The following is a 13,343-nucleotide window of genomic DNA, read 5'->3' as shown; positions in this document are numbered from 1 at the left end:
GGTCTTGAACTACCTAGGATAATCAAAGTTAAACAGGCGTAGTTCTACACTTTTCTGAAAATATTATAAAATAAGGGCGGTAAAAATGAGTAAAAGAGCGAAAACAGATGTGATTTTAATTGGTGCTGGAATCATGAGTGCGACTTTAGGGACGCTATTGAAAGAATTAGTACCGGAATGGGAAGTTACAGTGTTTGAAAAGCTCGAAGATGCAGGGGAGGAAAGCTCCAACGAATGGAATAATGCAGGTACGGGACATGCGGCGCTTTGTGAACTGAACTACACCGCTGAAAAATCGGACGGTTCAGTAGATATAAGCAAAGCGGTAAAAATTAATGAACAATTTCAAGTGTCAATGCAGTTTTGGTCTTACCTAGTAAACAACAACCTAATACATAATCCAGAAAACTTTATTACTCGCGTTCCGCATATGAGTTTTGTTCAAGGGGAGCAAAATGTCCAATTTTTAAAGAATCGTTTTAAAGCGCTTACGAACAATCCATTGTTTCAAGAGATGGAGTTTTCCGATGATCCACAAAAGCTGATGGATTGGATTCCTCTTATTATGAAAGATCGCAAGTTGAATGAGCATATTGCAGCAACGAAAATGGATTTAGGGACAGATGTTAACTTTGGTTCATTGACGCGTATGTTGTTTGATCATTTGAAGACGAAAGGTGTCAATATCAATTACAACCATAGCGTAAATGACATCAAACGTACGAGCGATGGCTTGTGGGAATTAAAAGTGAAAGATCTTGAAAGCGGTCGCACGGAGAGTCGCCGTGCCAAATTCGTGTTTATAGGTGCTGGTGGGGGAAGCATACATTTATTACAAAAGTCAGGTATTCCTGAATCTAAAAATATTGGTGGGTTCCCTGTAAGCGGTTTATTTATGGCTTGTAAAAATCCTGAAGTGATTGAACAACACAATGCAAAAGTATACGGGAAAGCGAAAGTAGGAGCGCCTCCAATGTCCGTTCCACACCTTGATACAAGGAATATTGATAATGAACAGACATTGTTGTTTGGCCCATTTGCAGGCTTTACACCCAAGTTTTTGAAATATGGTTCAAATTTTGATTTATTAAATTCAGTAAAACCATATAATGTCTTAACGATGTTATCAGCAGGTGCAAAAGAGATGCCATTGACGAAATACTTAATCCAGCAGGTGATGTTGACGAAGGATCAGCGAATGGAAGAATTACGAGAATTCATCCCGAATGCTAAAGATGAGGATTGGAATTTAATTGTAGCAGGTCAACGTGTGCAAGTGATTAAAGATACTGAAGCTGGAGGTAAAGGAACACTTCAATTTGGCACAGAAGTGATTACTGATCAAGACGGTTCCATTGCAGCATTGTTAGGTGCGTCGCCAGGAGCATCTACGGCTGTTAACGTTATGCTTGATGTCATCAAGAGATGCTTTCCGGAATATTTGAAAGAGTGGGAACCAAAAATAAAAGAAATGATTCCTTCTTATGGTTTGTCCCTTATGGAAAACCCAGACTTATTGCGCGAAGTCCAAACTTCGACGACGCAAACGCTTGGTTTAGATGATCAAGAAAAAGAAGTTGATCGTTCAGATGCGAAAATATTTCAGGAAGCGTAAATGTCTATTGTAGCACATTTTATGCTTCTCTTTTTTTAAAAAAAAGTATGATTACATCGTCAAAAAGAGAAACATAACAAAGAAAGCCGCTATACTAACTTTAAGCTAGTATAGCGGCTTATGATTAATATTAATTGCGAATAAGATAATCGAATGCACCTAAGGAAGCTGTAGCACCAGATCCCATGGCAATAATGATCTGATTATATGGGTTATTTGTACAGTCACCTGCAGCAAACAATCCAGGTACGTTTGTAGCTCCGTGGCTATCAACGACGATTTCACCGAAGCGATTTCGTTCAACCGTTTCACCTAACCATTCAGTGTTTGGTACAAGCCCGATTTGGACGAATACACCTTGTAATTCAACATGGTGTTCTTTTTCAGTTTCACGGTCAATATAGCTAATGCCGTTGACATTGTCTGTACCAGTGATTTCTGTTGTTTGCGCGTTCTTGATGATGGTCACATTAGGAAGGCTATTTGCGCGTTCTTGTAGCACTTCATCAGCTTTTAGTTCTGGTGCAAATTCAAGAACTGTTACATGTTTCACAATACCAGCCAAGTCTATCGCAGCTTCAATACCAGAATTACCGCCACCGATCACTGCTACGTCTTTACCTTCGAATAATGGTCCGTCACAGTGAGGGCAGTATGCAACACCCGCGTTTTTGAATTCTTCCTCACCAGGTACACCAATGTTACGCCAACGAGCACCTGTTGAAAGGATGACACTTTTACTTTTTAGCACAGCGCCATTTTCAAGTTCAAGTTCGAAAAGGTCTTTCTTTTCGAGGTTACTTGCACGCTGTGATTTCATGAGATCAATATTATAGTCTTTTACGTGTTCTTCAAGACTTGCGACAAGCTTAGGTCCTTCTGTTTTCGGAACACTAATAAAGTTCTCGATACTTAATGTGTCTTCGACCTGACCACCGAAGCGTTCAGCAACGACACCAGTACGAATGCCTTTACGTGCAGCATAAATGGCAGCACTTGCTCCAGCAGGTCCACCACCTACAACAAGCACGTCGTAAGGGTCCTTTTCAGAGAGCTCGGAAGCATCTACACCTTGACCCATTTTGTTGAGAATCTCTTCGGTTGTGATGCGACCACCACTAAAGAATTCGCCATTTAGGTAAACCGCAGGTACGGCCATGACGTTGTTACGCTCTGCTTCCTCTTTATACGCTGCACCGTCAATCATCGTGTGCGTAATGTTAGGGTTAAGAACACTCATCATGTTTAATGCTTGCACAACGTCAGGACAGTTTTGACAACTTAAGCTGACGTATGTTTCAAAGTGGTATTCCCCATCGATATTTTTAATTTGATCGATGACTTCTTGGTCGGCCTTTGGCGCTCTACCACTTACTTGGAGTAGCGCAAGAACGAGAGAGGTGAATTCGTGACCTAACGGAATACCAGCAAATGTAACACCTGTATCCTCTCCAGGACGATTCACACTAAAGCTTGGTGTACGCTTCAATTGTGTGTTTTGAACGGAGATTTTTGATGACATGAGGGCTAGCTCTTCAACAAGAGCTAGCATGTCATTTGAAACTTTATCAGAACCTGCACTAACTTTTAGCAGGATCTCTCCTTCTAATAAATCAAGATATTGATTCAACTGTGATTTAATATTTTCGTCAAGTACCATTCTCAGCACTCCTTTGGATTAGAGATCCTTAGATCTTACCTACAAGGTCAAGGCTTGGCGTAAGTGTTTCGTCGCCTTCTTCCCATTTAGCTGGGCAAACTTCGCCTGGGTTGTTGCGAACGTATTGTGCTGCTTTAATTTTCTTAACAACAGTACTTGCATCACGGCCGATGCCTTCTGCGTTAATTTCTGCAGCTTGGATAACACCATCTGGGTCGATGATGAACGTACCGCGGTCAGCAAGACCTGCTTCTTCGTTTAGTACTTCGAAGTTACGAGAAAGTTGTTGAGAAGGGTCACCAATCATCGTATAAGTAATTTTTCCGATTGTTTCTGAGCTGTCGTGCCAACCTTTATGTGTGAAGTGAGTATCTGTTGAAGCGGAATACACTTCTACTCCCATGTCTTTTAAAGTTGCGTATTCGTTTTGAAGATCTTCAAGCTCAGTTGGGCAAACGAAAGTGAAGTCTGCAGGGTAGAAGCAAAGAACGCTCCATTGACCTTTAAAGGTTTCTTCGTTTACGTCGATGAAATCACCGTTTTTGAATGCTTTTGCGTTAAATGGTTGTACCTCTGTTCCGATAATTGACATAATCAATCATCCTCCTTAGTGTGATTTTTTTTAGGATTAATAAAAACTTGAGTAAAGAATTTATTTAATTGTAATAATTATAATTCGATACTCATTATCATATAGAATTGTTTTTTTGTCAAGAGAATAAACAATCTATTTGTTTTTTTCTTTTACAACAATACGTGGTGCACCAATGACCATTCACTGAAAGGTGGAATTTTAAGGTACACCCATATTATAGAGTATTACCATTTCATTTGAAATTTATATGCTCATAAATCTTTTCTCAATAAATAATCAAATTTATCAATTAGGAAAATGAAATTGTTTTAAAATGTATGTGAAATACCATGATCACTACGCGTAACCGTAAATCGTTTTATAGATCCAATTTAAAATGAAGATTATTAATAGGAAAAATATTATCGGGTTCATCGTAAAACTGTTATAATAGAAGATTAGAATGACAATTTTGATAAATAGACTTTGTAAAAGCATTGTAAATTCATAGAAGGGACATGTGGGTTGATAAAATGGAAGTAATCAAAAAACAAGAACCGAATCCTCAAAACCATTCCTTGAGAACAACAATGAGACAAATCGTAGAGCACGCATATTTTCAGTCATTGATTATAGGAATCATATTATTAAACGGACTTGTGATCGTTACTGAAACGTATTTGAGTGGAAATGAATTGCTATTAATGTTAGACCAAGTCATTGTATGGATTTTTGTATTAGAAATGGTCATAAAAATGCTGGGTCTTGGTTTTAAAGGGTATTTCTCTAAAGGATGGAATTGGTTCGATTTCTCGATTGTTGTAGGAAGTCTCGTGTTTTACGCAACGCCATTTGTAAGCGTTCTGAGGTTGATAAGGGTTTTACGCTTGATTAGAATGATTCCAGCTATACCTTCGCTTCGGAAAATCATCGATTCATTATTAAAGTCTTTACCAGCTTTAGGTGGCATTTTAGGGTTATCAATCTTGATCTTTTCGATTTATGCTATTATCGGAACAACTTTTTTTAGTGATGTCCTCCCTGATGAGTTTTTTGGTAGTTTCCATTCAGCGCTGTTTACTTTGATGCAAGTCGTAACGTTTGAATCGTGGGCAAGTCAGGTTGCCAGACCAATTATTAATGAGATTCCTTGGTCATGGTTCTACTTTATATCTTTTATTATCATTGGTGCGCTAGTGGTTTTAAATCTTGTTGTCGCAGTAATTATAGACTATTTAGGGCAAGAAGATGAAGGTCAACGAGATGAACAAATGAATCAATTATTTGAAGAAAATAAAGAGCTGAAAAAAGATATTCAAGAAGTTAAACAGTTATTAATGGAACGCAACGAAAATGAAAGCGTGAGAACAAATGAAGAAAGAGAAGTTCATCAAGAAAATGGATAATACTTAATGACCTTTGAGAAGCCAATCGCCATCAATGATGTTGTTGATTGGTTTTCTTATGTGAATCAATTTCATAATGAAGGGTTTTAACAAACATCACGAAGGTGAACGTCTGTTTTTTGAACGAGTGATTGAAACGTAAGGCGGCGACGCCCAAAGGATAAGCGCAGTCTGAAGATCCAATTCAGCGACGGTTTGTGGAGCTGAATTTAACTGAAGACAAGCCCTTGGGAAAGCGTCCGCATGCAGTGAAAATCACCATCCATGTTCGGAAATGATCTTTACATCATCATTTATGAAATTCATTTATGTAGAATAAGTCAGAATTTTTCGCTTTCGTTCATTATATCACAATCCTGTAAATTAAGCACAAAAAAAGCAGAATAATGATTAACGATATTGAGTATTGTAAAATGGGAATAAAAGGAGGAATTGTGATGCCAGAGAAAGAAGCATTACCACCCAAAACTTGTGAAATTGATCGTTTAATTACCAGGCCTGAGGATATTAAAAAGGTTTTAGAAGGACAAAAAAACGCAACTCGGCGTAATGGAAGGTATGCAGATGTCGGAGAAGTGATGGTCTTAGAGGGCCGTTCATTTAAAATTGAGGCTGTTTATAGGCAAACCTTAGGTGATCTCACCGATGAAATCGGTATGCAAGAAGGATATCAAAACTTGGAAGAATATAAACAGTCCATTTTATCGATTCATCCAGGAATGCCGTGGAAGCCAGAAATGAAAGTATGGGCCCATGAATTTAGTGAAGTAAACTAAACTAAATCTACCTTCATTACATTTGTACGCATAGGTGTCATCATTCATGTTGATGACATCTATGCGTATTTAGGTAGATGATTTCATCAGATTCGTGTAAGGTTATTTATTTGTGCTATGTTGCTTATTAGGTAACTTTTGATTTGCATGTTTATGGCCTTGTCGTTCTTTGTTTTTTTCATCTTTTGCTTGTCTTTTATGCAAATTTTCTACAAAATCATGTGTATTTTCCATTTCAAAACCTCCTCAGTGTACAGCCTTACTGTTACTTTAACCATTTAGAGGTCAGTACATGTATCCCTGTTAACATTAACATTCCTAAAGTTTTTGTAACTTTCACACCGATTCTGTCGAATGCGTATAAAGCCTTAAAATCAAGTGTTAAAATGGCAAAAAAAGGTCGAGGTACATCAACTTTAGTAGGAACATGGAGGTTATGATGAATACATTAATGCCATTAACAAGTTCATTGAAGGTTCATCCAGGTTCTCATATCTTATATTTTTATAATTCCCTTGAAGGATATATAGAAAATGCGGCATCATATATTTTGAAAGGCATCGAACAAGGACAGCATGTCATTTTTATTGATGATAAAAAAAGGTTCGAGTTGGTCATGGAAAAATTAAGATCTACTGATACGAGCAATGTTCATTATGTAGATGCCTATGAATTTTATGGAATGAATGATGAATTCTACTGTGACCGGGTTTTAGCTAATTTAAAAAAAGCAATTGAACCTTATTTAGAAAAAGATAGAATCATTCGAATTTGGGGACATGTTGATTGGAGAGATCAGGATCACGTCGTCAATAAGCTTCATACATACGAATGTAATTGTGACATTACAGTATCAGAGTTAGGCTTTACGACGGTGTGTGCTTATGATGGCGAAAAGGTACCTTCAAATATTTTGTTGGAGATGTCTAAGAGTCATGAATATTTGATGACAGATGATGAGCTTGTGCGCAGTAATTTATATAAGACGTCAAACGAACACAATCCAACGATATTCCCGTCATTGTCTGCGCAAATGAAGATAGAATCAGAGATGGATTTTTACAAGCAAAAATTGGATTTTGTTCATGTTGTTTCACATGAAGTACGTAACCCTTTAACCGTGATTAAATCATTTGCACAACTCCTCGAACTTCAAGAGGATGATGAGGATCGTCGGTTTAGGTTAGAACAAATTAAAAACTATGCGGCCGTGATTGATAATGAAATATCTCATATTATAAGTACAGAACAAATGCTATCGACAGATGCACTATGGCAAAAAAAGTTCATTATGGCAAAGCCGATCATCGATGAAGTTGTTGAAACGATGATGATTAAGGCACAAACACAAAACATTGCATTGAAAACGGATATTTGCCTTCATGGTAAAGAAATGATTTTAAGTAACTCAATGGGTTTTAAAATGATCCTTTCTAATTTACTCAGTAATGCCATTAAATACAGTTTAGAAGAAGATACAGTTTACTTTAGCGTACATTCAGATGATGAATCATTGGTTATAAAGGTTGAGGATGAAGGAGTAGGAATGTCTCAGAAGCAGTTAGAAAAGCTTTATAATAAATATGAAAAAATAAATCAAGAGCAAAGTGGACAAGGGATTGGACTTTTTATGGTGAAAAAGCTTGTCGATGATTTTCAAGGAACAATAGAGGTACAAAGTGAGCAAGGGGTCGGTACGACATTTACTGTTACAATTCCGTTCTGTTGCTAATATTAAAATGCCTAGCACGACTTATTTTCGTGCTAGGCATTTTCGGTGTTTCATCACTTAATAGATGATGAAATAGATGATGTGTTTGTGTCTCTAAGTATGAAACAACGTGAACGGTTCTATCAAACCATTTTAGCCGTTGGAACTTTTTAAGTCTTTTGTAAGTAAGCCTTCCTGGTCGCTTTCTCCAGCTTGCAACTTTTTAAATTCGAATTTAAGCAATACAGAAATGAGTAAGGCAAATGCCATTAACCCGGCGAATAAATAAAATACAGGAATGTAACTACCTGTTGTTGAGTGAATTTCCGATGCAATGATTGGTCCAAAAATACCACCGAGAGACCAAGTTGTTAAAAGATAACCATGAATCGAACCTAATGATTTTGTTCCGAACAAGTCGCTAGCTGCTGCTGGCAAGTTAGAGAACCCACCACCGTAACAACTAACAATAAGGAAAATGAACAACTGAAATATGATAACGTTTGCAATAAACGGCATAAACGCAAACGCAATGACTTGAATGATAAAGAAAGTCATAAAGATGGTTGTTCGACCTAAGTAGTCAGAAATAGCTGCCCAGCCAAGTCGACCACCACCGTTAAATAGACCCATAATACCGACCATTGTCGCTGCTCCTGCTGCTGTTAAGCCGACCAATTCTTGTCCCATTGGTGAGGCAACAGAAATAATCATGACACCAGCAGTTGTGTTGATAAGCATCATAGACCAAAGCATCCAAAAGCGCTTTGTTTTTACAGCTTCTTTTGCTGTTAGTTGAACGATGTCGCTGCTTGTTTCTTTTTTACTATCTTTAGACGTGTTCTTCGTATCTTCAGGTACCCAATCCTTTGGTGGTGGCGCAATATAAGACGCACCGCTAACCATTAAAATAAAGTAACTAGCTCCTAAAATAAAAAACGTTGAGGAGATTCCGACGACTCCTATAAGGTGTGCTGCAACTGGCGCTGTCAAAAGAGAACCGATACCAAATCCTAATACAGCCATTCCAGTTGCAAGCCCTCGCCTATTAGGAAACCATTTAACAAGTGTTGATACAGGAGAAATATAACCAATACCTAAACCAAGTCCGCTCAGTAAACCGTATGTTAATAAGAATAAAGGTAAGGATTCTAAAACAATCGCTAAACCAGAACCAGATTGTCCCAAACTGAACAATACAGCAGCAAGCAAAGCGGATCGCCTCGGACCTTGCTTTTCAACAAATGATCCAAAAAACGCAGCAGAGAAACCAGCAAGCCCCATCATGATTGTAAAGGCTATTGTTACTTGAGAAACAGCCCAGCCCATTTCATCACTGATAGGGTTTGTATACACACTGTAAGCATATCCGGCACCGATCGATAGATGGATGGCAATAGCCGAAAGGGCAATCAACCACCTATTTTTCTTAGTTTTCATCTTTTTTTAATTCCTCCCTCTTTTAGAATATTTGTAATATTATAAATTATATATACTATTTACCTTGTTGTATACCAGTTCTGCTAAATCCGTCAAAAAAATACATAATTTTTAGATAATATGTTATCAAAATGAAGCTGTTATTTAGAAAATAAGCTTGTTAACAGGCAGCTAACAAGCTTATTAATCACCTTATTAAAATATGATGTCTTTGTTTGAATGATCTTTGATACGATTAAATGTCGAAAAATCTTTGTGATTTAGTGTTCTACTACAGCAAAGGTTTTAATTTCCAAATTTGCGATGCGTATTCTTGGATTGTTCGATCACTAGAGAATTTTCCAGAGTAAGCGATATTTGCAACATTCATTTGTGTCCATTCACCGCGGTTGCGATAAGCTCGCTCGACAAGTTCATGGGTTTCAATATAAGCATCGAAATCTTTCAGCACGAAATATGGATCGTTATGATAAAGAAGGTTGTAATATAAATCTTTAAAAGCTCTTTCTTCTCTTCCAAACGTTCCATTGTGCATTTGGTCGAGGATGCGTTTAATGCGAGGGTCCGTATTGTAAAGGTCACGCGCCATGTACCCTCCATTGTTGTGATAGGCTTGCACTTCTTCGGCACGTAAACCGAAAATAAAGATATTTTCATCACCAACAAGATCGCGTATTTCAATATTAGCTCCGTCAAGTGTCCCGATCGTCACCGCACCGTTCATCATCATCTTCATGTTCCCAGTACCCGATGCTTCTTTTCCTGCTGTTGAAATTTGCTCACTAAGATCTGTTGCCGGAATAATTCGTTCAGCGACACTGACATTATAATTTTCCAGAAAGATGACCTTTAATTTGTCCCGAACGTCTGGATCGTTATTAATGATCGAGGCAACAACATTAATAAACTTAATGATTTCTTTTGCTAAGTAGTAGTTAGGTGCTGCTTTTGCGCCAAAAATAAACGTTCGTGGTGTAACATCGAGCTGAGGATTTTCTTTTAGTTCGTTGTATAAATGAAGAATGTGGAAAACATTTAAAAGTTGTCGCTTATATTCATGTAGTCGTTTTACATGAACATCGAATATTGAATTTTCGTCGACAGTCATGCCTGTTTCTTGATAGATATACTCGCTAAGTAGACGTTTGTTTTCTCTTTTTACTTCATCCATTTGCTGGAGAAATGGCGCATCATTAGCGTAACGTAGTAATTGAATGAGTGCTTGTGGTTCATGGATCCATTTGGGACCAATCGCATCGGTAATTAAAGAGCTTAAGGAAGGGTTAATTTGTAATAACCAACGCCTATGGGTGATCCCATTTGTTTTGTTATTAAAACGGTCAGGAAAAAGCGTGTAGAATGTTTTCATTTCTTGTTCTTTTAAAATATTCGTGTGTAGTCGGGCGACACCATTAACGCTGAAACTTCCCACAAGTGCAAGGTGAGCCATTTTTACTTGATCATCTGCAATAATCGCTAGTTCAGGAATTTTCTCGCGTAGTTCTGGATAGTCAAACCATAAGCTTTGACAGAAACGTTCATTAATTTCATCGATAATCATGTAAATCCGAGGTAACAATGACTCGAGCATCTCTTTTGGCCATGTTTCCAAAGCTTCTTGAAGCGTTGTATGATTCGTATAAGCAAAGGTTTGTGTCGTAATCTTCCATGCCTCATCCCAAGACAGTCTTTCTTGGTCCATGAGTAAGCGCATCAATTCGGGAATGGCTAAGCTAGGGTGTGTGTCATTGATTTGTATCGCGAAGGACTCATGAAATTCATTAAGCGTTCGTTGGCTGTTTTCTTTAAAGGAACGAAGCATGTTTTGTAAACTTGCCGAAACAAGGAAGTATTGTTGTTTTAACCTTAATCGTTTCCCTTCATATGAAGAATCATCTGGATAAAGGTAGCCCGATATTTGCGTAATGTCATGTTCGTGGCCGAGCTCATGATAATAGGCAACATCTTCGCAAGTCACTGGATCACCTAATGGAGAAGGCGTCTCTGCACTATAAAGGCGTAATGTATTAACAAATTCATTATCAAAACCAGTGATTGGAATGTCATAAGGAACGGCGAGGACTTCATCGGTATGTTCATAATCAAATTGAAGTTTGCCATCTTCGTGCGTGGAGGTGCGCACAGTTCCTCCAAAGTGTACGGACACCGCTTCTTCAAACTTGCGCTCTTCCCATGGATAACGTTGTTCAAGCCAGTAATCAGGCAGCTCGATTTGCTCACCTTGGATGATGCGTTGTTGAAACAAGCCGTAACGGTAGCGGATACCATAACCGCAAGCAGGATAACGAAGGGAGGCAAGAGAGTCGAGAAAGCAAGCAGCAAGTCGACCTAACCCTCCATTACCGAGTGCAGCATCTGGTTCTTGCATGAATACTTCTTCTGGTTCAAATCCGAGTTCCTGAATCGTTTCTTTCGCTATATTCAATACGCCCCGATTAATGAGATTGTTCTCTATAAGGCGCCCCACCAAAAATTCCATTGATAAATAACAAACTTTTTTTGCAGATTTGTTATTTGTTTCATTTTCGGTTTTTGACCAATCACCAATGAGGTCATTTTTAACAATTGAGGCAATAGCATAGTAAACATCGCTAGCGGTGCAATCATCAACGGTCGTCTGACATTCATTTTCTAACTTCTCTTTAGTCAGTTGAAAAAAAGTTTCAAAGTCGTTTCTCAACGGGCGTTCCTCCTTATGCTAATACAAGTTCGTACGATTCGGCGCGACAGAGAGATTTGTAAACGTCAACGTACGATTTTGCTGAAGTAAACCAGGTGAATGAATGGCCCGTTAGGTTGTCATAAAGTTTAGAAAATCGGTTGCAGTCATGATAGACATCAAATGAATAACGAAGAACATTTAATAAATCATGGGCGTTATAATTTGAAAAACAAAATCCATTTCCTGATCCGTCATACTCATTGAAAGGCTGGACAGTGTCTTTTAGACCACCTGTTTCTCTTACGATTGGGGCTGTTTTATATTGCAATGCGATAAGTTGAGCGAGCCCACAAGGCTCAAACTTTGAAGGCATAATGAAAAAGTCAGCAGCAGCATAAAGTTGTCTTGCAACCTGTTCATCAAACATGAGCTTTGTGACCATTTTAGTCGGATTTGCTTCAGCAATTTGTGTGAAATCATGTTCAAAGCGAGATTCCCCAGTTCCTAAGACAACGAGTTGAACATCTTGTTCTAAAAACTCTGAAGCAACGCGGGTGAGAAGGTGAAACCCTTTTTGTTCGGTTAATCGAGAGATTACGGCATAAAGTGGAACATCATCTCGAACAGGCAAACCGAATTTCTCTTGAATAAAGCGCTTGTTTGCTTGCTTCAAAGTTGGATGGTATTGAAAATGAGTATATAGCGCATCATCTGTAGCTGAATTGTAGCTCTCCGTGTCAATCCCATTTAAAATCCCACTTAAATCGTTCGCTCGTTCTAATAGAATAGGATCGAGTCCTTCCCCAAAGTATGATGTCTTAATCTCTTCGGCGTATGAAGGGCTTACAGTCGTAATGTGATCAGCATGAAACAAACCCGCTTTTAAACAATTGACCATGCCATCCCATTCAAAACCGCTAAAATGTTTAGGCGGAAGGTTGATCAAGTCAAAAAATGCATCGTGTTCCATCTTGCCTTGGAATTTTAAATTATGAATCGTCAACACCGTTTTAATTGAAGGTGCTGATTGGAACGTTTTTAAAAGTGCCACACTTAATGCTGCATGCCAGTCATGAGCATGCAGAACATCTGGTTGTTGATATAGGTGTGGAAGACATTCGAGAACGGCTTTATTAAAAAATACAAACCGTTCCCCATCATCCATATAGCCATAGATGCCGTCACGCCCAAAATAGAAGTCATTTTCAATAAAGTAAAAGCGAACGCCTTCGAAAACGTAAGTAAGCAAATTGGCTTGATGCTGACGCCAACCAAGAGACACTTCCACTGAAGCAATTGTTTGCATGTCTTTACGCCATGTTTCTTTGATGTCTCGATAAAGAGGGAGGATGACGGAGACTTCGGCGTCACCCGTTTCGTTAATGGCTTTCGGTAAGGACCCGATGACATCTGCAAGCCCCCCTGTTTTAATAAAAGGAGTGGCTTCCGATCCGACAAATAAGACGTTGTACATGCGT

The 13,343-nt window shown here is 38.4% G+C and carries 10 protein-coding genes; 4 read left to right on the top strand and 6 right to left on the bottom strand.

Annotation, left to right across the window (positions count from 1 at the left end; all coding sequences use genetic code 11):
• Positions 1-85: 85 nt before the first annotated feature.
• Positions 86-1,615, top strand: coding sequence for a malate:quinone oxidoreductase (locus HNQ41_RS14465; protein ID WP_184665151.1), 1,530 nt, complete (start codon positions 86-88; stop codon positions 1,613-1,615).
• A 130-nt stretch (positions 1,616-1,745) separates the two neighbouring features.
• Here the strand turns inward: HNQ41_RS14465 and ahpF are convergent, their stop codons facing one another.
• Both ahpF and ahpC read right to left on the bottom strand, forming a co-directional pair.
• A complete protein-coding gene (gene ahpF / locus HNQ41_RS14460; RefSeq protein ID WP_184665150.1) occupies positions 1,746-3,275 on the bottom strand; it encodes an alkyl hydroperoxide reductase subunit F in 1,530 nt (509 codons plus the stop codon).
• Positions 3,276-3,303: 28 nt separating this feature from the next.
• On the bottom strand, positions 3,304-3,867 hold the full coding sequence (ahpC, locus tag HNQ41_RS14455) for an alkyl hydroperoxide reductase subunit C (RefSeq protein WP_184665149.1): 564 nt from the start codon (positions 3,865-3,867) through the stop codon (positions 3,304-3,306).
• Positions 3,868-4,382: 515 nt separating this feature from the next.
• Between ahpC and HNQ41_RS14450 the strand changes: the two genes are divergently transcribed.
• Both HNQ41_RS14450 and HNQ41_RS14445 read left to right on the top strand, forming a co-directional pair.
• Positions 4,383-5,255, top strand: coding sequence for an ion transporter (locus tag HNQ41_RS14450; protein WP_184665148.1), 873 nt, complete (start codon positions 4,383-4,385; stop codon positions 5,253-5,255).
• Between the two features lie 437 nt (positions 5,256-5,692).
• On the top strand, positions 5,693-6,031 hold the full coding sequence (locus tag HNQ41_RS14445) for an ASCH domain-containing protein (protein ID WP_184665147.1): 339 nt from the start codon (positions 5,693-5,695) through the stop codon (positions 6,029-6,031).
• A 102-nt stretch (positions 6,032-6,133) separates the two neighbouring features.
• Here the strand turns inward: HNQ41_RS14445 and HNQ41_RS14440 are convergent, their stop codons facing one another.
• On the bottom strand, positions 6,134-6,265 hold the full coding sequence (locus HNQ41_RS14440) for a DUF4023 domain-containing protein (protein ID WP_184665146.1): 132 nt from the start codon (positions 6,263-6,265) through the stop codon (positions 6,134-6,136).
• A gap of 205 nt (positions 6,266-6,470) precedes the next feature.
• Between HNQ41_RS14440 and HNQ41_RS14435 the strand changes: the two genes are divergently transcribed.
• Positions 6,471-7,763: an MEDS domain-containing protein gene (locus HNQ41_RS14435; protein ID WP_184665145.1), complete on the top strand. Its 1,293-nt coding sequence runs from the start codon at positions 6,471-6,473 to the stop codon at positions 7,761-7,763.
• 132 nt (positions 7,764-7,895) lie between these two features.
• Here the strand turns inward: HNQ41_RS14435 and HNQ41_RS14430 are convergent, their stop codons facing one another.
• The 3 genes from HNQ41_RS14430 to HNQ41_RS14420 form a co-directional block, all read right to left on the bottom strand.
• The gene (locus HNQ41_RS14430; protein ID WP_184665144.1) at positions 7,896-9,182 is read right to left on the bottom strand and encodes an L-lactate MFS transporter; all 1,287 of its coding nucleotides are present in this window, start codon (positions 9,180-9,182) and stop codon (positions 7,896-7,898) included.
• 271 nt (positions 9,183-9,453) lie between these two features.
• Entirely contained in the window at positions 9,454-11,883 is a 2,430-nt protein-coding gene (locus tag HNQ41_RS14425) for a glycogen/starch/alpha-glucan phosphorylase (RefSeq protein ID WP_184665143.1), read from the bottom strand.
• Between the two features lie 13 nt (positions 11,884-11,896).
• Positions 11,897-13,339: a glycogen synthase gene (locus HNQ41_RS14420; RefSeq protein WP_184665142.1), complete on the bottom strand. Its 1,443-nt coding sequence runs from the start codon at positions 13,337-13,339 to the stop codon at positions 11,897-11,899.
• Positions 13,340-13,343 lie beyond the last annotated feature (4 nt).

Source organism: Texcoconibacillus texcoconensis (assembly GCF_014202575.1).
GTDB lineage: Bacteria > Bacillota > Bacilli > Bacillales > Salisediminibacteriaceae > Texcoconibacillus > Texcoconibacillus texcoconensis.
This window is presented reverse-complemented; position numbering and strand designations above follow the sequence as displayed.